Genomic DNA, 24,966 nt, shown 5'->3' with positions numbered 1-24,966 from the left:
TGCATGTCAGCCCCCATTTACCTGGCCGGTTGCGCGCGTGTCGCAATAGTTGGCCTTGTCCCGGCATTGATAGGTATGGCGCTGCGCCAGGATTTTACCGGGCATGGACAGGATGCTGGCCACATCGCGGTCATAGGACAGAATGCCGTTTTCACAGTAAAAGACATAGCCCTTGCGCCAGCCATAGCGCCGATGATCCACATCGGCCTTGTCACAGCCCACACGTTGCAGGGCAACAGCCAGCGTTTCCTTGACCACGGTTTTCTGAACCGGCCCGTCACACCGCCATTCGACTTCGCCAAAGCCCGGAACCATATCCATATTGGTGTAACAATGCGCGACAGATTCCTTGCGCATTATCAGCTCCGCCGCAGCCACCTTCTTTTGCGTGCCGGACGTACCAGATGATGCCACCACACTGGTCGATGATTTTGCCTTGCCAGTGTTATTTTGCGTCGATGCCACCCCGGAAGAGGATGAAGCAACAGTAGAAGATGATGACGAAGAAGCCCCTGCCGACGGCACGGATTGTTTGGCAAGGGCAGCAATGCGCTGTTCCGCCTCGCGCGCGGCATCGGTAACACGGTTCTGGCTGGAAACGCGCTGATTGGCAGCAAGTGCCTCCTGCTGCTGGCGCGCGGCGGCAACTTTGGCGTCGGCTTCGGCCCGGCGGGCAGCATTGATGGCATTGGCCTGGGCATAGGCATTGTTTACGGCCGTCTGCCCCTGGATTTGGGCACTGGCAATATTATTGGCCGCACGGTTAATCGCCTCCATAATGGTGGCATTGGTTGCGGCACGGCTGGCTTCGCGGTCGCGCGCACGCTGGGCCTCGGCGGCGGCAATACGTTCTTCACGCTCGGCTTCCTTGCGCAACTGCTTAAGGCGCTCTTCCTCACGTTCGCGCGCATATTCATCGCGCTTGGCGGCTTCATAATTCCGCCAACTGGCATAGAATTCATCATTGCGCAGCTTTGCAATCTTTTTGCCCTCTTCTGCGCGGGCATCGCGGGTGGCCCTTTCCACGGCAACACGTTCGTCAAATTCGCCAATACTTTCGCCCAGCGCTTTTGACAGCACCCCATCCAGATAGGTGCCGCTTTCAGCCGCAAATACAACAGATGAACCCATCGCCAACCCAAGGGCGGCATAAATCATGCTTCGCAACATGGTGTCCCTTTACCCATGCCTTAACCCCAACATCATGAACCAAACCTGATCCATGCAACCCTTTGCTGGCAGGCGGGATTTATGAATATCCCTGCCCTTTCCGGCACGCGCCATGCGCAATTTTTTGTCCGCCCCGATGCGCGCAAATTCCGCATACCGGGCGTGGCCATAACCCCATACCAAAAGATAAGCCCGTCCCAACTACAGAGCAAGATGGATATGACAGATGTTCGCCAAATTCGCGGGCAAGACATAGCCCTGAAAACGGCGCAACGCTGGCCCGGGCACACGGCCAACCCGGTGGATCAGCCTGCACAACCAGCACATATCAGAAGGAAATCAGTGATAACTCAGCGGGAAATCACGGGCGCAGTCCGCTAAGATAGCGGGCATATTCCCCGGCAAAGGCCGCATGCACATCGGCCCCGCGAAGTACCGGCGGGCGGCTAAGATAGCCATGCAGGGTGGCAATGATAAATTCAGCCACCGATGATGCCTGGATATCGGTGCGCACATATTTGCCAAATTGCGACCGGCTGATATGCCCGGCCAACCCGCGCCGCCAGTACCGATAAACGCTGTCGATACGTTTGCGCGTGGCATCATCCATATCATCCGCGCCCGATGCCAGGCGCGCCAGCGGGCAACCATGTGCCAGAATTTCCGGGGCATCGCGGGTGCCCAGCATATCGACCTGCGCCATCAGGGCAGGCAATACATCTTCCTCAAATGCCAGGCCATCCAGCCAGATTTCATCAACATAGGCAGGCAGGCATTCCTCGATCACGGCATTGGCAAGCTGGGATTTGCTGCGAAAATGGTGATACAGCGCGCCTTTGGTAACACCGGCAAGGTCGATGATATTGGCAATCGATGCCGCCTCAACCCCGGCACGGCGGATTTCGGCAAAGCCCGCATCCAGCAGCTTTTGCCGTGTACCGTTGGGGTCACGCGGCATGCGCACGCGCAATTGCCGGCTTTCGCCATTTTTCACACCACGACGCCAGCCGTCATTGGTATCATCATCTTCGCCCAGAACCAGCGGTGCGAGGTGTTTGCTATCGCTCATTTCGTTCGATGTGCCACAAGTTAACCACAGCTAGCCAAAGGGTTACCTCTTTTACACCTCACGTCAATAATAGCTGTGCCTGATGGTGCGACAAAATGGCCCCTTTTGCGCCTGTAATGACTGGTGTTTTTTCGCCAGCCCCTTGCAATTCAATGTCAATCGGGCTCTATTTGCAGGCGCATTGCGCGGGCCTGCTTTTCGATCCATATCGTGTGTCGTAAAGGGCCAGTGTGGCCATCCTCGCCTCGACGGATAAAAAATGTACATTCATTCAATTGCCTTTGTCGCCGCCGAAACAAAAATCGCCCAGGATGCCATGTACCGGCTCAAGCATCGCTATGGCCATGTTTCGCCTGACAAGGCCGAAGTCATTGTCGCCCTGGGTGGTGATGGTTTCATGCTGGAAACCCTGCATCGCTATATCGGCCGCAAGGTGCCGATCTATGGCATGAATCGCGGTACTGTCGGCTTTTTGATGAATGAATTTCGCGAAATAGACCTGCCCGAACGCATCCATGATGCCCAAACGGTCAAACTTCATCCGCTGCAAATGGAGGCCCACACCAAGGATGGTGGCTCCATGTGTGCGCTGGCGATTAACGAAGTATCGCTTCTGCGTGAAACCCGCCAGGCGGCCAAACTGCGCATTAAAATTGATGGTGTGGAGCGCCTGCCCGAACTGGTCTGCGATGGCGCGCTGGTGTGCACGCCAGCAGGCAGCACCGCCTATAACCTTTCGGCCCACGGGCCGATCCTGCCGATGGGAAGCGGCCTTCTGGCTTTAACCCCGATCAGCCCGTTTCGCCCGCGTCGCTGGCGCGGCGCACTTCTGCCCGAACGGGCACAGGTGATATTTGAAATTCTCGAACCCGAAAAACGCCCGGTTTCCGCCGTGGCCGACTATACCGAGGTTCGCGATGTGTCCAAGGTCATCATCCGCGAAGATCCCAGCATGGATATCCGCCTGTTATTTGACCCGGAACACAATCTTGAAGAACGCATCCTGAAGGAACAGTTTGTCGAATGAGCACCCAACCAAGCGAAAAGACCCTGGACTGGCTGGCGAAACTGGTTTCGCATAAAACCACCAGCATGGATTCCAACCTTGCCCTGATCAACCAGGCGCAGGATTTCCTCAAAGGTCTGGGTTATCGGTGCCATACCGTATTTGACGATAACCACGGCAAAGCCAACCTTTATGCCTCCATCGGGCCGGATGTGCCCGGCGGCGTGATCCTTTCAGGGCATAGCGATGTGGTGCCGGTGGAAGGCCAGGTCTGGCAAAGCGACCCTTTCACCACCGAAATCCGCGGTGACAAACTGTATGGTCGTGGATCATGCGACATGAAGGGTTTTCTGGCCTGCCTGATGGGCCGGGCGGAGGATTTCGCCAAAGCAAATCTGCGCGTTCCCATCCATATCGCTTTTACCTATGACGAGGAAATTGGCTGCATCGGTGCGCCGCGCCTTGTTGAAATGATCAACGACCTCAATTGCAAACCGGCCATGTGCATTGTTGGCGAGCCGACCAGCATGCAGGTGATTACCCAGCATAAAGGCAAGTTTTCCGGCCGCGCCCATGTGACGGGCCGTTCAGGCCATTCGTCCCTGCCGGGCGAAGGGGTGAATGCGGTTGAATTTGCCGCCGAACTGATTGTGTTTTTAAAACAGCTTGGCAAAAAATTCCGCACCGAAGGCCCGCACGACAATGATTTTGTGCCCAACCACACCACGGTTCATACCGGGCTGATCCAGGGTGGCACGCAGCTTAATATCATTCCGCAAAACTGCTGGTTCGATTTTGAATATCGCAACCTGCCCCTGCATGACCGCGCGGAAATCCGCAAAACCATTCAGGACTATATCGACACCGTCCTGCATCCGCAAATGCGCGAAACCTACCCCGAAGCCGGCATTGAAATTGAAACCATGTCGGACGTGGCAGGCCTTGCCACCGGCGATGACGATGACGTCACCCGCCTCGTCATGGAACTGACCGGGGCCAACACCACCGGCAAAGTCAGCTTCGGCACCGAAGCAGGCATCTTCGCCGAACTGGGCGACATCCCCACCGTCGTCTGCGGCCCCGGCAATATCGAGCAGGCACATAAACCGGATGAGTTTATCGCGCTCGATCAGTTGGTAAGGTGTGAGGTGTTTTTGGATAAGTTGGTGAGGGTTATTTCGATTTAGACCACCATAGCGAATACTGCGAGACACTTCTTCCAAACACGGAAAAATATAAAAAGGAACGAAATGGAAAAATCATTCCTCCTATTCCTAACACTCGCAGCGTTCACTACCGGAGGAGTTATTGGTGCTTCATTAGATGAAGGATTACTAAAAAACCTCCTACATCAAACTAAAATAACTGAAATAACTGAAATAATCAGTAGTCTATCAACCTTTTTAGGAGTAATTTTTGCCTTTTACACTTATCATCGCTGGATGGAAGGAAAGAAGAAAGATGATGCTTACCTAGCAGCAAAGAAATATTTATCATGCTTCGATGAAATAGAAGACATCCTGCATGAGATGACTTTCCAATATAATCATATGTGCCCTGCACCGGGCGTCCCAGAAGAGAGTAGAGATTGCTCGGAACAACGTATAAATAAATTAACAATATCGTGGGACTTTTTATATCACTCCATGATGAACCTAAGAAAGTCCAATCGATATTTAAATTTTTGGAGCGTCACTCTCAAAGAAAAATTCAAAAAAGATCACACAGAAATATGCGACTTGACTTCCGATATATTAAGCATAACAAAAATCCTAAACAGCCAAATAATTAACCTCATAAACAACAGAGAAAACGTCAAAGAAATAACACTCAGCAAAAGAATATATGACGAAAAATGCAGAAAAATTCACAAAATAAATGAAATTCATAAAAATTCCAAATTTAACGATTTTTTCGAATTCAAAAAATGAAATACCTCCGAAAATTATAAAAAAATCATTCCACCGATAAAATAATCCATCTAAATTTTTACTCCTTATACTCCCATCGACTTAGCCTTATGCTCATCCCCCACCTGTTTGGCGACATTAAAGCTGTCGGCGGAGGCGGCTTTCCACCAAAGATCATACGGTGTGTCTTCCGGAGCATCGACCAACTGGTTTTCGGCGACGAACGGGTAAATCTGATCCGCCGTGCGGGCTTCGGTGGGGCTGATGCGGTGGAAGAGGTGGTGGGGTTCGAGGTCGTGGATGTGTTTGAGGCCCGCCGCGCAGGAGATTTGCAAGGCGGCGCGTACGGTTTTGCGGTGGAAGCGTTCGACCTGTTCGGCTTTGTCTTCGACCACAAGGCCGCGCTGGCGGCGCGGGTCCTGGGTGGCAACGCCGACGGGGCAATTGCCCTTATGGCAATTCATCGACTGGATACAGCCAATTGAAAACATAAAGGCGCGAGCGGCATTGACCCAGTCCGCACCCAGCGCGATGGCGTGGGCAATGCCGGTGCCGGAATGGACCTTGCCGCTCGCCCCCAGGCGCACATGCTGTTTCAGGCCCGTTCCCACCAGCGCATTGCGCATAATCACCAGCCCGTCATAAAGCGGCAGGCCGACATGGTTTGAAAGTTCTATCGGCGCGGCACCAGTGCCGCCCTCAGCCCCATCCACGACGATGAAATCAAGATAAATCCCGGTTTCCAGCATCGCCTTGGCAATGGCAAAGGGTTCGTGCGGATGCCCCACACACAGCTTGATGCCAACAGGTTTGCCGCCGGAAAGGTCGCGCAGGCGGGCAGCGAATTGCAGCATTTGGCGCGGGGTGGAAAAGGCCCGGTGCGAGGCGGGTGAAATGCAATCTTTGCCTTCCGGCACCTTGCGGGTTTCGGCAATTTCCGGCGATACCTTGGCCGCAGGCAGCACCCCGCCATGGCCGGGTTTTGCGCCCTGGCTAAGTTTTATTTCGATCATTTTAACCTGATCGGTGCAGGCGGCTTTGACAAACAGGTCTTCATCAAAATTGCCATCTTCCGTCCGGCAGCCAAAATAGCCCGAACCGATCTCCCATATCAAATCACCACCCCCCTTGCGGTGATAGGGGCTGATGGAGCCTTCGCCGGTATCATGGGCGAAATTGCCCATTTTTGCGCCGGTATTGAGTGCCTCAATCGCGCGGGCGGACAGGGAGCCGAAGCTCATGGCCGAGATATTGAGGATCGACGCCTCATAAGGCTGTTTGCATTGCGGGCCGCCGATGGTGATGCGCGGGTCGATATCGGGCACTTCGGTCGCGGCGATGGAATGGCTGATCCATTTATATTCATGGGCGTAAACATCAAGCTCGGTGCCAAAGGGGTGGTTATCTTCCTCGTCCCGTGCGCGTTCATAAACCAGACGGCGCTGATCCTGGCTGAAAGGACGGCCTTCAAGGTCGCCTTCAACGATGTAGGATCGCAGATAAGGCCGTAAATCCTGAAACAGATAGCGCGCCCAACCCAGCACCGGGTAATTGCGCAAAATGGCATAATCGCGCTGAAAAACATCATGCAAAGCCAGCAGCAAAACAGGCACACAGACCACAAGCCCCCATAACCACGCCCCATTTCGCCCCGCCAGAACCACACAGGCAATGGTGCCCGCCACAGCCAGAAACGGCAAAAAGGCCCGCGCGGGGCCATTGCCCCCCATGAAAGCACCAAACAGGGTTTCTTTGAATTTCATTGGCTGTTCCATTCCTGATCATCAAACGGGGCCGGAGGACGGCAGGGAGAATTGAGGTAAAGGCGCGGGGTAAGGTGGTGGTGTGATGGCGCAAAAGAGAGGACAGGCGAGACGCGAAAACGCAGTGATACGTAACGAAGATATGCGGCGCGTGCTGAAGAACAGGGCGGATCGCATTGGCCTGACATGCGTTGCACTGCTCTGCCCCGCCACGTCCCTGCCCGGTCCCGCCATTCATCGGGCTTTCACATTTATAAATCGCGCAGATATTTGAAATTGGTGGTGATCTGGTCGATCACTTCGGCACCCCGGCCATTCAAGACCATTTTGGCTTCGCTAAGCGCGTATTTGCCCAATTGCCCGGCGGATGTATGGGGCGGCATGGCAACGGCATAACGGTCTGTTTGCACATCCAGCAATACCGGGCCGTTATGGTTCATTGCCATGTGCAGGGCATCGTCAAGTTTTTCCGGGTCTTCCACCCGCAGGCCACGAATGCCGCAGGCCTCGGCAATGCGGGCGAAGTCGGGGTTGGTCATTTCGGTTTGATAATTGGGCAGACCGGCAAGCTGCATTTCAATTTCAACCATGCCAAGGCTGGAATTGTTATAGACCACCATTTTAACCGGCAACTGATATTGCCCGATGGTGGCAAGATCACCCATCAGCATCGACAAACCACCATCGCCGCACAACGCAATGGTTTGGCGGCCATTACCGGCCAGTGCCGCCCCCATCGCCTGGGGCATCGCATTGGCCATGGAGCCATGCGAGAATGACCCCATAAAACTGCGCTTGCCGGTGCTGGCGATATAACGCGCGGCCCACACCGTGGTCATGCCGGTATCGGCGGTGAAAATGGCATCGTCATCGGCAAGGTTGCTGATCGCTGTTGTCAGATATTCCGGACTGATTTCGCCGGTTTTTCCCGGTTTTTGTGCATGATGTACCAGATTATCGCGATCGGACTGCGCAGCCTTTAGCCTGTCTTGCAGGAAGCTGTCATCATCGCGGTTTTCAAGGCGGGGCAACAGGGCATCCAGCGTTGCACGCACATCGCCCACCAACCCCATTTCAACATGGGTGCGCCGCCCCAGCCGTTCGCCATGGGTTAAAACCTGGGCAATGCGGGCATCGGTTTGCAGGAAATCCTTCCACGGGAAGTCGGTTCCCAACAGCAAGACGACATCGGCCTTGGCAATGGCATCGGCACAGGCCTTGCCCCCGATAAAGCCGGTCATGCCAATGCCGTTTGGATTGTCATGTTCCAGCGCCATTTTACCCTTGAGCGTCCAACCCACCGGCGCATTGAGGCGGCGGGCAAGTTCACGAACCTGGGCACGGGCATCATCACAGCCCATACCGCCATAAATTAACGGGCGTTTGGCCCCGGCCAGCATTTTTGCCAGATCATCCAGTGCGCCATCATCAGGGCGCAACACGGTTTGCGGGCGATAAACCGGCGACGCAATAGCGGTTTCAGGCAGATCCAGCGGCAAAATATCGCCGCTATAGCCAAAAACACCAACGCCCTTGCGGGTGATGGCATTTTGCAGCGCCTGCTGGAGCATGCGGGGGGCCTGTTCGGGGATTTGGGCAAGCTCGTTATACCAGCTGCAGCCATCAAACATGGCAAGGTCGGTTTCCTGAAACGATTCCATGCCGTAATCGGCACGATCAATGGTGGATGGCAGGGCAATAACCGGCGCACCCCAACGATGCGCATCGTAAAGACCATTGATCAGATGGACATGACCGGGGCCGGAACTGCCCGCACAACAGCCAAGCCCACCCAAAACGCCCTCGGCCATGGCGGCATAGGCACCGGCTTCTTCGTGGCGAACATGGATCCAGTCGATCCGGCCATCACGGCGCACGGCATCATTTAACAGATTAAGGCTGTCGCCGGTGACCGCATAAAGGCGTTTCACCCCGGCATCGGCCAGCATGTCAACGATGGTTTCAGCAATGGTGCGCGACATGATGTCTCCTTTGAAACAGGAAATGAACAGTCAGGATCGCGGTTTCGGCACAGGTCGCCAAAGAACAGAATCTGTCGGAAATTGTCACCCCGCCAGGACGGCAAAGCACAATAAAAGGAAGAAAGTGGCCTGCAATCGCACAAATTTGCGTGCGCAACCCGAAACCGGGTATGTCCTTTAACAACGCGGGAAAAGGCCGGTGGTTCCACCTATCCGATGGCACTAAAACGTTTCTATACAGTCGTTCAGGTTATATCGGACCTTGACGACCCCCGCACATTTGGCCAAAACAAAAGAGCCGGTGCGTTTGCACCGGCTCCTTGCCACGCGCATCCGACGGCGGGGTCGGGGGACTAGCAGATTATTCTGCAGACCGTCGAGAGCGCGGGAACAAAGCCGGTCCGGTATCAACGGACCGGCTTTTGTATGTCGGGGACTGGCAGGAAAAACCGCCAGTCCCGCAAAGTCAGTTACAGGGCCGGGCTGTCATCAGCGACCGGTTTGTCCTTTTTCTGGCGATCCTTGCGGCTGAAGGTGCCGACAATCACCATAAAGAACAGCGGCACGAAAAAGATCGCCAGAACCGTTGCCGCGATCATACCGCCCATCACGCCAGTACCCACGGCCACACGGGCCGCCGCCCCTGCACCCGTGCTGATCGCAAGGGGCAGAACGCCAAGGGTAAAGGCCATCGAGGTCATGATGATCGGACGCAGACGCTGACGGGCAGCTTCGACGGTTGCCTCAAGCAGCCCCATCCCGTCTTCGTAAAGATCGCGGGCGAACTCGACAATCAGAATGGCGTTTTTCGCCGACAAACCAATGGTCGTAAGCAGGGCCACCTGGAAGTAAACGTCGTCCGGCAGGCCACGCAGCATGGCGGCACCCACGGCACCCAAAACACCCAGCGGCACCACCAGCATCACGGAAACCGGGATTGACCAGCTTTCGTAAAGGGCAGCAAGACACAGGAACACGACAATGACCGACAGGGCATAAAGGGCCGGTGCCTGGTCACCCGCGGCACGTTCTTCGTAGGAAAGGCCCGTCCATTCCAGCCCGATACCATCGGGCAGCTTGGACACCATATCGGCCATGGCATTCATCGCATCACCCGAGCTGACACCCGGTGCCGCCTGCCCCTGAATATTGACAGAGGGCAAACCGCTGAAACGTTCAAGACGCGGCGAACCATACCCCCAGGAGGTGGAGGCAAATGCCGAAATCGGCACCATTTCGTCCTGGTTGTTACGCACATACCAGTTGTCCATGTCCTTGGGCATCATGCGGAATTTCGCATCAGCCTGGATATAGACCTTTTTAACGCGGCCTTTTTCCATGAAGTCGTTGACATAGCTCGACCCCCAGGCAGCCGACAGCGTATCGTTGATATCGCCAATCGATACACCCAGTGCCTTTGCCTTTTCCTGGTCGATATTGACCTGGAATTCGGGCATGTCATTCAGGCCGTTCGGGCGCACACCCTGCACTGCCGGGTTTTGTGCGGCCATGCCCAGCAACTGGTTACGTGCTGCAATCAGGGCATCGTGGCCCACGGCACCACGGTCAACAAGCTGCATGTCAAAGCCGTTTGCCGTCCCCAGTTCGACAATTGCCGGCGGGGTAAAGGCAAAGACCATGCCTTCCTTGATCTGGGCAAAGAAACCATAGGCACGCCCGATGATCGCCTTGACCGCCTGTTGCGGTTCGGTACGCTGCGACCAGTCCTTGAGGCTGACGAAGGCAATACCGGCATTCTGACCGCTACCGGCGAAGCTGAAGCCCGCCACGGTAAAGATGCCGTTCACATTGTCCTTTTCGTCATTCATGAAATGGCCTTCGACCTTTTTCAGAACGCCAAGGGTCCGTTCCTGCGAAGCACCGGCAGGCAACTGCACCATCGAGAACATGATGCCCTGGTCTTCATCAGGCAGGAACGAGGTCGGAAGCTGGGTAAAGAGATAGCCAAGAGCTCCAACAAGCAGGACATAAACCGTGAGGTAACGCCATTTGCGCTGCACCACATGGCCGACACTGCCCTGATAGAAGGTATTGGTTTTGTCAAATCCGCGGTTAAACAGGCCAAAGAAGCCCTTGCGCGAATAGGGATCGTGATGGGCATTTTTAAGCAGCGTTGCGCACAATGCCGGTGTCAACACGATTGCAACGACCACCGAAAGAACCATCGCCGAAACAATGGTGATCGAGAACTGGCGGTAAATCGCCCCGGTCGAACCGGAGAAAAAGGCCATCGGAATAAACACAGCCGACAGCACAAGGGCGATACCGATCAAAGCCCCCGTGATCTGTTCCATTGATTTGCGTGTTGCATCACGCGGGGACAGACCATCTTCAAACATCACACGTTCGACGTTTTCCACAACAACGATGGCATCGTCCACCAGAAGACCGATGGCAAGCACCAGACCAAACATGGTCAGCGTGTTGATGGAATAGCCAAACGCTGCCAGCACACCAAATGTACCAAGCAACACCACCGGAACGGCGATGGTCGGGATAAGGGTGGCGCGCCAGTTTTGCAGGAACAGGAACATCACAAGGAAAACGAGAACCACCGCTTCAACAAGGGTGTGGACCACTTCCTCGATCGAGATCTTCACGAAAGGCGTGGTGTCATAAGGATAAACAATTTCGACACCGGCAGGCATATAGGCTTGGAGTTCCGCAACGCGGCTTTTGACGGCCTCGGCGGTATCAAGGGCGTTTGCCCCGGTTGCCAGGTTGATACCAATACCCACCGCATCCTTGCCGTTATAACGGGCAACGATGTTGTAGCTTTCAGCACCAATTTCAACGCGGGCAACATCACCCAGGCGCACCTGCGAACCATCGGTATTCACGCGCAAAAGAATGTTGGAAAATTCTTCCGGCGTTTGCAGGCGGCTTTGTGCGGTGATGGTGGCGTTGATCTGCTGGCCTTCAACCGACGGGGCACCGCCGATCTGACCGGCGGAAACTTCGGTATTCTGGTCCTCAATCGCTGTGCGCACATCGGAAACCGACAGGCCATAGCTGATCAGCTTGTACGGGTCCAGCCAGACGCGCATGGCGTGCTGCGCACCAAAAACCTGCACACTGCCAACGCCGTTCACACGCGAAACCGGGTCCTTGATGGTATTGGCAACGAAGTCGGCCAGGTCGTGCGAACCGATATTGCCATCGGAAGACACGAAACCAACCACCATCAGGAACGACCCGCTGGATTTGGTAACGTTAATGCCCTGCTGCTGCACCTGGCTTGGCAGAACAGACATTGCAGCCTGCAATTTGTTCTGCACCTGGACCTGGGCAATGTCAGGATCGGCTTCGGAATTGAAGGTCAGCGTGATTTGCGCGCGGCCGGTGGAATCACTGGTCGAGGACATATAACGCAGGTTATCAAGCCCGTTCATCTGCTGTTCGATGACCTGGGTAACCGTGTTTTCCACGGTTTGGGCCGACGCCCCCGGATAGGTCGCCGTCACCTGGACCGATGGCGGCGCAATGGACGGGTACTGTTCGATCGGCAATTGCAGAATCGACAGCCCCCCCGCCAACATGATCACAAGGGCAATCACCCAGGCAAATACCGGGCGATCAATGAAAAACTTTGCCATCAGATACTATCCTTATCGGGATGCCGGCTGTGCGTTTTCGTCGTCCTTTGCGGCAACCGGGGAAACCGGTGCGCCAGGGCCGACACGCTGCAGGCCGTCGACAATGATATGGTCGCCAGGATTAAGGCCCTTGGTCACGACCCAGTCATTCCCTTTTGACTGTTCAATCGTCAGTGCCTTTGCCTCGACGGTATTGTCGGACTTGATGGTGAAAACATAGGCCGATCCATCCGGGCGGCGCATCACGGCGCGCTGCGGCACCAGATAGGCGTTTTCAACTTCGCCCTGGTCAACAAAGGCACGCACGAACATACCGGGCAGCAACACCTGGTCGGGGTTGTCAAACACAGCACGCAGGCGAACGGTGCCGGTGGTTTCGTTCACGGTCACGTCCGAAAACTGCAACTTGCCGACATGGGCATATTCATCACCCGTTGAATCCAGAATCAGGCGGACATCAACGCCATCGCCATTGGCAGCACCCTTGATACGGCCGGAATCAATGCCCTGCTGAATGCGCATCAGGCGGCCACCGGCCTGGGTCACGTCAACATAGATCGGGTCAAGCTGGGTGATGGTCGCCAGTGCCATTTCCTGGTTGGCAGTAACAAGCGCACCTTCGGTAACCGAGGACGCCCCGATTTTACCGGGGATCGGCGCGGTAACGGTGGTGTATTCCAGATTGATGCGCGCCTGGTCGATCTGGGCGCGGGCGGCAGCAACACTGGCTTTGCCCTGGGCTTCGGCGGCAACCGCGTCATCACGCGCCTGTTCGCTGACAGCCTGGGTTTTGATCAGTTTGTCATAACGGGTACGGGTTTTGGTTGCCTGGTCCAGCGTTGCCTGCGAACGGGCCAGTTCGGCCTTTGCGGCATCCAGGTTCGCCAGATAGACGCTCTGGTCGATCTGATAAAGCTGCTGACCAGCCTTGACCGTCGCGCCTTCGGTGAAGTTGCGTTCCTTGATAATACCATCCACCTGCGGACGGACATCAGCTTTGCGCGATGCAACAGTACGGCCCGGCAGCTCTGCGACAAGGCCAACCGTTTGCGGCTGAACCTCGACAAAGGTTACCTGGGTTGCTGGTGCCTGCTGTTGCTGGGCAGCGGCTTCACCGCCCCCTTTCTGCTCGTCGCAACCGGCAACAAAAATCACCAATGCCGCCAGACTGGCAGCTTTTAGACAAGAACGAACGGACAAAGTTTTCTTCCTTCCAGTCCCGAAAAAGCAAGGCCATCACATCAGCCTTGCCATTGCTTTTAATAATACTGTACTGTACAGTACATTTTGTGCAGCGCAGAAGCAAGACCCAAAAACACAAGGCCTTGGAAAAACATGAACGACACTTTACAGCCTGTCTTAAAACAGAATTCCCGTGGCGAGGCCCGTCGTCGGGCAATGCTCGATGCCACCTGGCAGATCCTGTCGGAAAAGGGTTTTGCGGCTGTAACGCTTAACGATGTTATCTCCCGGTCCGGCGGGTCGCGCACGACCCTGTACGAAGCCTTTGGCGGCAAGGATGGTCTTATCGCATCCGTCCTGACAGAAAAGTGTCAGGAGTTTTCAGAAATTCTGCAAACCTCGCTTGGCTCTGATCTGCCCCCGCGCGAAGCCCTGCTGAATTTCACCATCATCATGACAGAAAAATGCATGGATGAAGAATCCATTCGGATCATGAGCTTCCTGCAGCTTGAAATGGACCAGTTCCCCGGCATCCGCGAAACCTTTATGAAAAATGGCCCCGAACCAGTCACGGCCCGTATCACCGCCTTTTTCCAGCATCAGCACGATATGGGCACCATGAATGTTCCCGATCCGGAATTTACCGCCCGCATGTTTTTAACCATGATCCAGGGCCAGTGGCGCGACATTGTTATTGAAACCGCACCGCCACGTATTCCATCAAAGGAAGAAATGATCGCCAAGGCACACCAGCTGATTGATTTGCTGTTTAATGGCATTTCAAACCGGAAATCCTGATCGTCTTACGCAACAATCATGTCATTCGGACGAAAGGGTCTACCACCCCGCCGCGTTTTGCAACGCAAAATTAAATTACATTTATTCGTAACAACCCATCCCGTATCCATTCAATTCACCCATTTCGCGCCTCACCTGCAATAGATTGCAGCGCAAAGCCCATCCTTCAATGCCAGCAGGCATCATCGCGCCAAACTATAACAACCGTGCCGCAGCTGCTTTCGCCAGCACGACAAAATCTACCGCGCAAAGGCCATTATCGTTTTCACGAAGTGACGACAAGGTAACCAACCGGGCAGTCTGTGGCGTCCAATCGGGTAAATCCGGCCTTCCAGAAGGGTTTGAATGCGCATTCATACATGCCCGCACCAGCATCGCCGCGCCTGACCGGCACAATATCGCCCTATCCATCACCCTATACCCGGTTATGTTTTCGGGTTTTCGTGCCTTGCATCCTCACGGCATCGTGATAGGCAAAGCCCGACCGGGCCAAAAAATTTGCCCCATCTTCACCAAAATCATGCGCCAGATTGGCAGCCTGAATTCACGACCAGCGAGACCGATTAAATGAGCTTGGCCGCCCTTTTCCCCCGTTTTGGTGCCACAAAAACCCGTTTGGGCCTGTTTGCATGGCTGGGTGCGGGCCTTGTTGCCCTGCCCGGTGCTGCATCGGCGATGGATGTGGCGCAGGCGCGCGCGATTGTGCAAAAAATCATGGCGCAACACGACATCACCGCAACGGAAAAAACGGCCACCACCCACGATGGCACCGCCAGTTTCCGGTTTGATGACGTGCACCTGCCGCTTGGCGGATATGAGGGCAACCGCGACCTCGTCATGAGCAATGTGCAGATTGACGTAAAGGAAGATGGCAAAAACCCGCAACTGGCCACCATCGGCTTTGCCCTGCCTGAACAGGGCCGGATCGAGGCCGACGAAACCATCAATCAGCGTAACCTGACCCTGCATGACGCGCGTGGCACCATCAACTGGAACACCAAAACATCCAGCCCCGAAGGCTTTACCGGCCTTGCCGATTTTCTGGGGGCGGATGAACCGGTTTCGCGCCAGCACTGGTTGCTTAGCGACCTGCAAATTTCCTGGCTGAAGCAAAAAATCGACCTTGCCTGGCGCGATGCCGAATGGACCGGCCCCAATCGCGAAAAAATGGGCGCGATGAAGGCGGCGGACCTGTCGCTTTATCCCGATAGTGACGGCACCACACGCATGGATTATTCCCATGATGGCATGTGGATGCCCGGCCTGTTTCAGCCCCGTACCGTGCGCCTGAAGGGCCATGCCACCGGCGTACAATGGTCACGCACCCGGCCGATCCTGCAACGCGGCCTGACCGACCTTCTGGCTGGTGAAAACCCGGCGCAGGTGCGCAACAATATCGGCAATGACCTGTGGCACGAGGCCCTTAAAACCGGCAAACCAATTGATATCGAAGACCTGTATGTGGAAAGCCGCAACCTTGAAGCAGCTGGCACTGGCGAATTCGTCCCGCAGGAAAAGGCTGCCTATGGCTTCCAGGGGCTGCTTGATCTTGACCTTGTTGGCCGCGACCAGCTTGAATATCTGTTGGGTACGCCGAAAAACCCCACAATCCTGGGCGCGCTGTTTCCGCCTGCGGTTGATGGCCTGGCTGCCGGTAAACCCGGCAAGCAGGGCATTAATAAATACAAGGTGCAATTGCTGGCCGATGGCCGCATCACGGTAAATGGCCGCACCGTTATGTCAGGCCCGGGCAGCTAATTCCCCACCCTGCCCCGCGCAGCAACATGAATATACAAACCGCAAGCTGGCCCCGCCGGTTTGCGGTTTTTCATTTTTCGGCCCGCGTCACACAACTTGCACCCGGCGCAATGACCAGCGGATTCGCAATTTCACCCGTGAATGCCAGCACATTCGCGCTGATCACCTTATAACCTTCGTTACCACGAATTTTAAGCAAAACACTGCGCCAGCCAGCAGGTTGCAAAAGATACCGGCTGATTAACGCGCCCGGCAGGCAGGCGGCTGCTTTGTAATTTTATTTCGCAAAACCACCAAAAACAGTCGTTCCATTGCATAAAACTTGACAAGGCAGCCTTCCATTTGGAAATTGGTCTGACGTCTGATGTCAGACGGCATACCAGAATGTGCCTGACAAGCACACGCAAACACAAATCAGGGATCGAAGTGTGGCAAACACAACGGGGACCGGCTTCACGCCAATTGCATCATCGGGACGCCGCGATGCCATTTTGGAAGCATTGACCAGTTTTATTGTCGAAGCGGGCTTAAAACCCGGCGACCGCCTGCCGCCGGAACGCGAATTGATGGCAGGCTTACAGGTTGGCCGGTCCAGCATCCGCGAGGCCATTGGCCATATGCAGGCGCTGGGTATTGTCGAAATTCGCCGTGGGTCGGGCACCTATCTGAAACGATCGGTAACGGAAAAAACCGTTTACATGCCCCTGGCCATTGCCACCCAGCGCGACGGGCTGTTGCAAACCCTGGAAGTACGCCGCGGGCTGGAATGCGAAGCCAGTGTTCTGGCCGCCAAACGCGCCACCCCCGAAGATATCGAGGAAATGCGCACCGCCCTTGAGATCATGGAAGCCGAACATCTGCGCGAGGGAACAGCCGGCCAGGCCGACCTTGTTTTCCACCTGTCGATCTATAAGGCCGCAGGAAACCCCCTGTTCGAGCAATTGCTCAGCCAGATGCGCGAAGCCTTTGAATCCTTCTTCTCCATCCCGTTTAACCGCCCCGATTTTGCAAAAGATTCCTTTGAATTTCACCGCATGCTGTTTGAAGCCATCGAACGGCGCGACCAAGAAAGCGCGCGCAAGCATACCCTCGCCATCCTTGAAGTCGTCGAGAACGACATCGTGAGAATGTCCAATGAACACCAATAAGCCCCGCGTTACCCCCGCATCGCCATCCACCACCGTTGCCTATGACGAACGCCATTTCGCCAATGCCGTGGTGCCGCCGATCTTTCAGAACTCGTTGTTCACCTTTGAATCCTTTGCCGACATGGAAGAAACCTATGCTGGCAAAAAGGTGCGCCCGGTTTACAGCCGTGGCCTGAACCCCACCGTGCGCGCCTTTGAAGAAAAGATCGCCAAGCTGGAAAAAACCGACGATGCCCTTGGCTTTGCCAGCGGCATGGCAGCAATTTCGTCATCGGTTTTATCGGTGGTCAAACCCGGTGATCGCATTGTCGCGGTCGAGCATCTTTACCCCGATGCCTACCGGTTTTTCGAAATGATGTTAAAAGACCTGAATGTCAGCGTGGATTACGTTGATGGCCGCGATACCGATGCCGTGGCAAAGGCCATGCCGGGCGCAAAGCTGCTGTATCTCGAAAGCCCGACATCCTGGACATTCCAGGTCCATGACATTGCCAAGCTGTGTGACATTGCCCGCCAGCATGGCGCGGTTTCCATGATCGACAATAGCTGGGCATCACCGATTTTCCAGCAACCCGCAACACTGGGCTGCGATGTTGTCATTCATTCCGCCTCCAAATATCTGGGCGGACATAGCGATGTGGTTGCCGGGGTTGTTGCGGGCAGCAGCGAATTTATCGGCCGTTTGCGCGGCCAGATTTTGCCCTATCTGGGCAGCAAGCTTTCGGCGTTTGATGCCTGGCTTTTGCTGCGCGGCCTGCGCACCCTGCCCGCACGCATGCGCGAACATCAGCGTTCAGGCCTGTTCATTGCGCAAAAACTTGCCGAACATCCCGAAGTAGAAGCCGTACTTCACCCGACACTGGGCCGCAACCTGCCTGACGGACTTACCGGGGCATCCGGCCTGTTTTCCCTGCAGTTTTCATCCCGCGTCAAGATTCCGCTGTTTTGTGATGCGCTAAGCATTTTCAAAATCGGCGTGAGCTGGGGCGGACACGAAAGTCTGGTTGTGCCCGCACTGGTTTCGCGGGCCCAGGTTGGCGGACCCAATTCGGCACTGCGCTTTGGCGTGCCGGAAAATCTGGTTCGCCTGCATGTCGGCCTCGAGGATGCAGAAGACCTTTGGTCGGATCTGTCTGCTGCCATCGATGCCGCACTTCAATAACAAAACGTCCATTAACAGGGGACTTCAAATGAACTGGAAGACCACAATTCTGGCAGGTGCAGCGTCGCTGGCACTGGCCAGCCATGCCTATGCCGACACGACCCTGAAGCTGGTTGAAGTTATTACCAGCCCGGAACGCACTGAAACGCTTAAGACCCTGGTCAAGGAATATGAAGATGCCAATCCCGGCGTGAATGTGGAAATCACATCGCTGCCCTGGGGCCAGGCATTTGAAAAATTCGCCACCATGGTTTCGGCCGGTCAGACCCCCGATGTGGTTGAAATGCCCGATACCTGGCTGACGCTCTATGCCAATAACGGCGCGCTTGAAAGCCTGGAACCGTATCTGAAGGACTGGGATGCCACCGCAAACCTGAATTCGCGCGCCCTGGAATTTGCCCGTTCGGCCGGTGACGAAGCCTATATGCTGCCCTATGGTTTTTACCTGCGCGCGATGTTCTATAACAAAAAGCTGTTCAAGGAAGCCGGTGTTACCGAAGTTCCGAAAACGCTTGATGATTTCCGCAATGCCGCCAAAAAGGTTTCGGCACTGCCGGGCAAATATGGTTATTGCCTGCGCGGTGGCCCGGGCGGCCTGAATGGCTGGGTGATGTTTGGGGCGGCTGCCGCCGGTTCCAACGAATTTTTCACCGAAGACGGCAAAAGCACGTTTGATTCCGAAGGCTGGGTCAAGGGCCTTAAATACCTGACCGACCTTTACAAGGATGGCCTGGCACCCAAGGACAGCCTGAACTGGGGCTTTAACGAAATTGTTGCCGGTTTCTATTCGGGCACCTGTGCGATGCTTGACCAGGACCCCGACGCCCTGATCGCCATTTCCAGCCGCATGAATGCCGAAGATTTCGGCATCACCACCATGCCCAAAGGCCCGTCTGGCAAGGCATTCCCGACCATTGGCTATGCCGGTTGGTCGATGTTCAAATCCAGCGAGCACAAAGACGAAGCCTGGAAACTGATTTCGCATCTCGAAAGCAAGGATTCCAACCTGGCCTGGAACAAGCGCATCGGCGCATTGCCGATTTACAAGGGCGCTGAATCCGATCCGTTCTTTGCATCGGACCAGTTCAAAGGCTGGTTTGCCGAACTGTCCGACCCGGATGTATCGCCGACCGTGATGCCCAGCCATCTTGAAGAATTCGCCTTCTTCAAGGATTCCCTGGTTATCCGCACCAGCCAGGAAGCCCTTCTGGGCCGCATCACCCCCGAAGAGCTGGGCAAACAGTGGGCAGATTACCTGACCCCGGCCCAGCAGAAATGGATGGCAAGCAAGCCGTGACCAGCATGACTGATGTCGGAAATCGTCCCGCCGCAAGGCGGGGCGTATTTTCCCACAAGCTTTCCGGCATTCTCGAACCCTATTATTATGTCTCACCGGCGCTGGTGCTGATTATTGCCGTTATGCTGATGCCGCTTATTCTGGGCCTTAGCTATGCGTTTCGCGATATCCGCATCCTTAACCCGTTTAGCGGCGGGTTTGTCGGCATGGCCCATTTCCAGACACTGATGACCGATGGTGCCTTTTTGGGTGCGCTGGTCAATACTGCCTGGTGGACTTTTGGCTCGCTGTTTTTCCAGTTCACGCTGGGGCTGGTCCTGGCCCTGTTGTTAAACCGGCAATTCCTGGGTCGCAGGCTTGTGCAGGCGCTGGTATTTTTGCCCTGGGCGGTGCCCACATTTCTGTCGGGTCTGAACTGGGCCTGGATGTTCAACCCGGTGGTAGGCCCCCTTCCGCACTGGATGGTCAGCCTTGGTATCATGGATACGCCCTTTAACATCCTGTCGGACCCCGACCTTGCCATGTGGGGGCCGATCATTGCCAATATCTGGTTTGGCATTCCGTTTTTTGCCATCACCCTGCTTGCTGCCCTGCAATCCATCCCCGGCGAACTTTACGAAGCCGCATCGATTGACGGGGCCAATACCCGCCAGCAGTTTTTAAGCATCACCATTCCCTTCCTCGCGCCCACCATCGCGATCACGCTGATGCTTCGAACCATCTGGATTGCCAATTTCGCCGATCTGATTGTGGTCATGACCAAGGGTGGCCCGGCTGATTCAACGCAAATCGTTGCCAGCTATATTTTCACCCAGGCCTTCCGCCGGCTTGATTTTGGTTATGCATCGGCCATTGCGGCTGTGTTGCTTGTGCTGTTGCTGGCCTATGCGCTGGGCGTTATTGCGCTGCGCCGTGCCATGACCCACGCCGATAGTTAACCCCAAAGGAATTCGGACATGTCAACGCCGGGAAATTCCCCGCTTCGCAAAACGGTTTACTGGGGCACCCATTACCTGCTGATTGCTGCCTTTGTCGTTTTTGCGCTGTTTCCGCTTTACTGGCTTTTGAAAGTTTCGGTAACGCCCAATGACATTCTTTACACCGAAGGTGTCCGGATGTGGCCGTCCCGCACGACGTGGGACAATTACACCTTCGTCATGACCCAAAGCAATTTCCCGCATTACTTCATGAATTCGGTAATTGTTTCGGGCAGCACGGCGTTCTTTACCTGCATTGTTGCGGCGGTAACGGGCTATGCGTTTTCGCGGTTTCGCTTTCGGGGCAAAATCGTGATTGTCGCATTGATGCTGATTACGCAAATGTTCCCGCTGGTCATGCTGATTGCGCCCATTTTCCGCATCCTGGCCCCGCTCGGCCTGACCGACAGCCTGACAGGCCTGATTGTTGTTTACACCGCCTTTAACGTGCCCTTCGCCACCTTCCTGATGCAGTCCTTCTTTGACGGGATCCCCAAGGACCTGGAAGAAGCCGCCATGATTGATGGCAACACACGTTTCCAGGCATTTCGCAGCATCATCCTGCCCCTGACCCTGCCGGGCATTGCCGCAACCCTTGGCTTTGTCTTTACCGCAGCCTGGTCGGAACTGCTGTTTGCGCTGATGCTGGTCAGCAGTGAATCCGCATCGACCTTCCCGGTCGGATTGCTCAGCTTTGTTTCCAAATTCGGTGTCGATTTCGGGCAGATGATGGCCGCTGGCGTGCTGGCCCTGATCCCTGCCTGTGTGTTCTTCCTGTTGATCCAGCGCTATCTGGTACAGGGGCTTACGGCCGGTGCCGTCAAAGGATAAACGAGGATAAAATGGCTTCTATCGAAATTACCAACGCCCGCAAAAGCTATGGTGCTGTTGATGTGCTTCACGGCATCAATCTCGATATCCGGGATGGCGAATTTATCGTGCTGGTCGGGCCGTCGGGCTGTGGCAAATCAACGCTTCTGCGCATGATTGCCGGGCTTGAGGAAATCACATCGGGCGATATCAGCATTGGCGGCACGGTTGTAAACGACCTGCAACCCAAGGACCGCGACATTGCAATGGTGTTCCAGTCCTATGCGCTTTACCCGCATATGTCGGTTGCCGAAAATATGAGCTACGCGCTTAATCTGCGCAAAACCGCCAAGGAAAAAGTCGCCAGCGCCATTGAAAACGTTGCCGGCATTCTCGGCCTTAATGCCCTGCTCGAACGCCGGCCCAAGGCCCTTTCGGGCGGGCAGCGCCAGCGCGTTGCCATGGGGCGTGCCATTGTGCGCCAGCCACAGGCATTTCTGTTTGATGAACCATTATCAAACCTGGATGCCCGCCTGCGCGAACAGATGCGCACCGAAATTCGCAAACTTCACCGCCGCCTTGGCGCGACATCGGTTTATGTCACCCACGACCAGATCGAAGCCATGACCATGGCAGATCGCATTGTTGCCATGTATGACGGCATCGTGCAGCAGGTTGGCAGCCCGCTTGAAATTTATGACCGGCCGGCCAACATTTTTGTCGCATCCTTCATTGGCTCACCCGCGATGAATTTCCTCGAAGGCATCTATCAAACCGATGCAACAAATGCGGCCATAACCCTTGAAGACGGCACAATCATTCCGGTTCTGCCGTCCGCTCAGGCAATGTCAGGCCAAAAAATCACCCTTGGCGCACGGCCCGAACATATCGACATTGTCGAAGATGGTTCCAGCCCGTCCGTTACAGCCACGGTGGAACTGATTGAACCGATGGGCCTTTCAACGCTGGTGCATGTCACACTGGCGGGAAAACCGGTGAAAATATTTACCCTGGCCCGGCCGGACCTTGCGATTGGCGGCACGGTGCAGATCGCCTTTAATATGGATAAAGCCCATATTTTTGATCGCGAAAGCGAATTGCGCCTGCCCCCGGCCAGTGAACCGGTTTCAGTGCAAAAGGCATAATTACCACATCGTTTTCAAAGGGCCGCAGCCACAATGTTGCGGCCCTTTGTGTTGCGTCCCCCTAAAAAGTCCATCACTGCAACCCCATATGCAAACCGGTAACTCCACCGGGACAAACCCGTTCCGGCTGGTTCTTTGCATTGCCGGGATAACGCGATGAAGCTTCTGGGCAAAATCCTGTTATATGCCGTTTTCTGCGCGCTGTTTGCGGCCCCCGCCCGGGCGCAACAAACCCTGGTCATTGCCACCAACCATTACCCGCCCTATGTCACCGCCAATGATGAAAACAGCTTTCTGATCGATCTGTTTGATGAAATCGGCCCAAAAATGGATGTTCGGTTTGAATTCCGGTTTTATCCGTGGAAACGCTGCGAACAGGAAGTCAGCAATACCACCGCGTGGGGGGCAATCCCGTATCGCAAAACGCCGGAACGCCAAAAGGCCTTTCTGTTTTCCGATGCGCTGTATCTGGCTGATTCCCATTTTTTTGCCTATCGCGCCGATGGGCAAAAACCCGACATCACGTTTGATAGCCTGGCTGATTTGCGCCCCTATCGCATTGGCGGCATTCAGGGTTATTATTACGAACCCTGGTTCAAGGATGCCGGGCTGGATGTGGAATATGCCCATTCGGAAGAACAGAATTTCCGCCGCTTGCAACTGGGCCGCATCGATCTGTTTTCAACCGCCACCACCCTTGGCTGGTACATGATCGAAAAGCTTTTCCCGCCCGAAGAAGTCGCCAAATTCTATACCCTGAAAAAACCGCTGGTGCAGGGCGATGGGCTGTTTTTGATGACCTCAAAGGATTATCCGCAAACCCATATCCTGCTTGAAAAATTCAACAAAGCCCTCGCAACCATCAAGGCCGATGGCACCTATGCCAGGCTGGTTCACAAACATGGTCTGGTGCTGACCTTTTAACCGGCCCCGGCGCTGACTCCGCCGTTTGATATGTGCAATATCATCCCCCTTCATCATCCCCCCTCCGCATTCCGCCATACCAATCCAAATGCCCCACCCGAAAGCTTGGAATTTTCTGCGATAATATTGCTCAATCACCTGCCTTTATATCGCACATGCGGGCAAGCGCGGCCCACCCAAACAACAATCCACCTTTTTAACGCAACAATCACGGCGTTCCGCGACAACAGTGCCAGCGGTGTGCTATCTGATAATCAACGTTGCAATGCCTGCATAAAAACAGAATTGCCAGGCACAAATTGCGGGAAACGCCCCTATTGCTTTACGGGATCGGCAGCCGATCTGAACCGACAGGAAATTCAAATGCGTACTGTGTATGTGAACGGCAAATATGTGCCGGAAAACGAAGCATCCGTTTCTATCTTTGACCGCGCCTTTCTGTTTGCCGACGCCGTCTATGAAGTGACCTCCGTTCTTGAAGGCAAGCTGATCGACTTTCACGGTCACATGACCCGCCTTGAACGTTCGATCCGCGAACTTGGCATCAACTTCACCGTCGATAGCGATGCCCTGCTGGCAATTCACCGCGAACTGATCAGCAAAAACAACATCACCGAAGGCCTGGTTTATCTGCAGGTTTCACGCGGTGCCGCGTCTGACCGCGATTTCATGTTCCCCGCAAGTGATGTGGAACCGGGCCTTGTCCTGTTTACCCAGGCCAAATCGCTGATCAAAAGCGCTGCTGCGGACCGTGGCTTGAAAGTCGCAAGCTTCCCGGATCAGCGCTGGCGTCGTTGTGATATCAAAACCGTGCAGTTGCTCTATTCGTCGCTGGTTAAAAACGAAGCGGCAAAAAAAGGCGCGGATGATGCCTGGCTGGTGCTGGATGGCAAAGTGACCGAAGGGTCATCAAACAACGCCTATATCGTTGATGAAAACAACACCATCATCACCCGCGAACTGTCCAACGACATTCTGCACGGCATTACCCGCAAGGCAATTTTGCAATGTGCGGCAGAACTGGACCTGAAGGTCGAAGAACGCGCCTTTACCATCGCCGAAGCCCAAAAGGCCAAAGAAGCCTTCATTACCTCGGCTTCTTCCTTTGTCTATCCGGTTGTCGAAATTGACGATGTTAAAATCGGCGAAGGCACACCGGGCCCGATCGCCAAACGCCTGCGCGAAATCTATATCGAGGCAAACCTGGCTGCCGCGATCTAACCTGGCCTTACGACAAAAAACGCCGCC

At 55.1% G+C, this 24,966-nt stretch carries 20 protein-coding genes; 14 read left to right on the top strand and 6 right to left on the bottom strand.

Annotated elements, in window-relative coordinates; translation table 11 throughout:
* Positions 1-6 precede the first annotated feature (6 nt).
* A complete protein-coding gene (locus CSC3H3_RS05005) occupies positions 7-1,170 on the bottom strand; it encodes a hypothetical protein (RefSeq protein WP_101284125.1) in 1,164 nt (387 codons plus the stop codon).
* Between the two features lie 81 nt (positions 1,171-1,251).
* Between CSC3H3_RS05005 and CSC3H3_RS24345 the strand changes: the two genes are divergently transcribed.
* Complete coding sequence (locus tag CSC3H3_RS24345) at positions 1,252-1,551, top strand: hypothetical protein (protein WP_157831834.1); 300 nt, start codon at positions 1,252-1,254, stop codon at positions 1,549-1,551.
* On the opposite strand, the gene CSC3H3_RS05000 is transcribed toward CSC3H3_RS24345, so the two are convergent.
* Complete coding sequence (locus CSC3H3_RS05000) at positions 1,532-2,239, bottom strand: TetR/AcrR family transcriptional regulator (protein ID WP_101264061.1); 708 nt, start codon at positions 2,237-2,239, stop codon at positions 1,532-1,534. The genes CSC3H3_RS24345 and CSC3H3_RS05000 overlap by 20 nt on opposite strands.
* A gap of 259 nt (positions 2,240-2,498) precedes the next feature.
* On the opposite strand from CSC3H3_RS05000, the gene CSC3H3_RS04995 reads away from it, so the two are divergent.
* The 3 genes from CSC3H3_RS04995 to CSC3H3_RS04985 all read left to right on the top strand — a co-directional run bounded on the left by CSC3H3_RS04995 (position 2,499) and on the right by CSC3H3_RS04985 (position 5,176).
* On the top strand, positions 2,499-3,266 hold the full coding sequence (locus CSC3H3_RS04995; protein ID WP_101284124.1) for an NAD kinase: 768 nt from the start codon (positions 2,499-2,501) through the stop codon (positions 3,264-3,266).
* Entirely contained in the window at positions 3,263-4,432 is a 1,170-nt protein-coding gene (gene argE / locus CSC3H3_RS04990; protein ID WP_101284122.1) for an acetylornithine deacetylase, read from the top strand. Before CSC3H3_RS04995 ends, argE begins: the two co-directional genes overlap by 4 nt.
* A gap of 63 nt (positions 4,433-4,495) precedes the next feature.
* Positions 4,496-5,176: a hypothetical protein gene (locus CSC3H3_RS04985; protein WP_101284120.1), complete on the top strand. Its 681-nt coding sequence runs from the start codon at positions 4,496-4,498 to the stop codon at positions 5,174-5,176.
* A 65-nt stretch (positions 5,177-5,241) separates the two neighbouring features.
* Here the strand turns inward: CSC3H3_RS04985 and CSC3H3_RS04980 are convergent, their stop codons facing one another.
* The 4 genes from CSC3H3_RS04980 to CSC3H3_RS04965 form a co-directional block, all read right to left on the bottom strand.
* Complete coding sequence (locus CSC3H3_RS04980) at positions 5,242-6,918, bottom strand: FMN-binding glutamate synthase family protein (RefSeq protein ID WP_215907560.1); 1,677 nt, start codon at positions 6,916-6,918, stop codon at positions 5,242-5,244.
* A 251-nt stretch (positions 6,919-7,169) separates the two neighbouring features.
* On the bottom strand, positions 7,170-8,900 hold the full coding sequence (locus tag CSC3H3_RS04975; protein ID WP_101284118.1) for a thiamine pyrophosphate-dependent enzyme: 1,731 nt from the start codon (positions 8,898-8,900) through the stop codon (positions 7,170-7,172).
* Between the two features lie 470 nt (positions 8,901-9,370).
* A complete protein-coding gene (locus CSC3H3_RS04970) occupies positions 9,371-12,517 on the bottom strand; it encodes an efflux RND transporter permease subunit (RefSeq protein ID WP_101284117.1) in 3,147 nt (1,048 codons plus the stop codon).
* Positions 12,518-12,529: 12 nt separating this feature from the next.
* Positions 12,530-13,717, bottom strand: a complete 1,188-nt coding sequence (locus CSC3H3_RS04965) for an efflux RND transporter periplasmic adaptor subunit (protein ID WP_101284115.1) — start codon at positions 13,715-13,717, stop codon at positions 12,530-12,532.
* Between the two features lie 135 nt (positions 13,718-13,852).
* Between CSC3H3_RS04965 and CSC3H3_RS04960 the strand changes: the two genes are divergently transcribed.
* The 10 genes from CSC3H3_RS04960 (at position 13,853) to CSC3H3_RS04910 (ending at position 24,939) form a co-directional block, all read left to right on the top strand.
* Positions 13,853-14,497 (top strand): TetR/AcrR family transcriptional regulator, encoded by a 645-nt coding sequence (locus CSC3H3_RS04960; protein ID WP_101264054.1) that lies wholly within the window; start codon positions 13,853-13,855, stop codon positions 14,495-14,497.
* A gap of 567 nt (positions 14,498-15,064) precedes the next feature.
* Entirely contained in the window at positions 15,065-16,255 is a 1,191-nt protein-coding gene (locus CSC3H3_RS04950) for a hypothetical protein (protein WP_101284112.1), read from the top strand.
* A gap of 428 nt (positions 16,256-16,683) precedes the next feature.
* Positions 16,684-17,403: a FadR/GntR family transcriptional regulator gene (locus CSC3H3_RS04945; protein WP_215907559.1), complete on the top strand. Its 720-nt coding sequence runs from the start codon at positions 16,684-16,686 to the stop codon at positions 17,401-17,403.
* Positions 17,390-18,565 carry a PLP-dependent transferase gene (locus CSC3H3_RS04940; RefSeq protein WP_101264051.1) on the top strand — a complete coding sequence of 392 codons (1,176 nt, stop codon included), beginning with the start codon at positions 17,390-17,392 and terminating at the stop codon, positions 18,563-18,565. Before CSC3H3_RS04945 ends, CSC3H3_RS04940 begins: the two co-directional genes overlap by 14 nt.
* A gap of 28 nt (positions 18,566-18,593) precedes the next feature.
* On the top strand, positions 18,594-19,862 hold the full coding sequence (locus CSC3H3_RS04935; protein WP_101284110.1) for an ABC transporter substrate-binding protein: 1,269 nt from the start codon (positions 18,594-18,596) through the stop codon (positions 19,860-19,862).
* Between the two features lie 5 nt (positions 19,863-19,867).
* Entirely contained in the window at positions 19,868-20,800 is a 933-nt protein-coding gene (locus CSC3H3_RS04930; RefSeq protein ID WP_101264225.1) for a carbohydrate ABC transporter permease, read from the top strand.
* Between the two features lie 18 nt (positions 20,801-20,818).
* Positions 20,819-21,670, top strand: coding sequence for a carbohydrate ABC transporter permease (locus CSC3H3_RS04925; RefSeq protein WP_101284108.1), 852 nt, complete (start codon positions 20,819-20,821; stop codon positions 21,668-21,670).
* An 11-nt stretch (positions 21,671-21,681) separates the two neighbouring features.
* Positions 21,682-22,794 carry an ABC transporter ATP-binding protein gene (locus CSC3H3_RS04920; RefSeq protein ID WP_101284106.1) on the top strand — a complete coding sequence of 371 codons (1,113 nt, stop codon included), beginning with the start codon at positions 21,682-21,684 and terminating at the stop codon, positions 22,792-22,794.
* 156 nt (positions 22,795-22,950) lie between these two features.
* Complete coding sequence (locus tag CSC3H3_RS04915) at positions 22,951-23,718, top strand: substrate-binding periplasmic protein (RefSeq protein WP_101284104.1); 768 nt, start codon at positions 22,951-22,953, stop codon at positions 23,716-23,718.
* A gap of 363 nt (positions 23,719-24,081) precedes the next feature.
* Positions 24,082-24,939 (top strand): D-amino-acid transaminase, encoded by an 858-nt coding sequence (locus CSC3H3_RS04910; protein ID WP_101284102.1) that lies wholly within the window; start codon positions 24,082-24,084, stop codon positions 24,937-24,939.
* Positions 24,940-24,966: the final 27 nt, after the last annotated feature.

The organism is Thalassospira marina, assembly GCF_002844375.1.
Classification (GTDB): domain Bacteria; phylum Pseudomonadota; class Alphaproteobacteria; order Rhodospirillales; family Thalassospiraceae; genus Thalassospira; species Thalassospira marina.
Note: the sequence above shows the minus strand (reverse complement) of the source record. Positions and strands in the feature narration are given on the sequence as shown.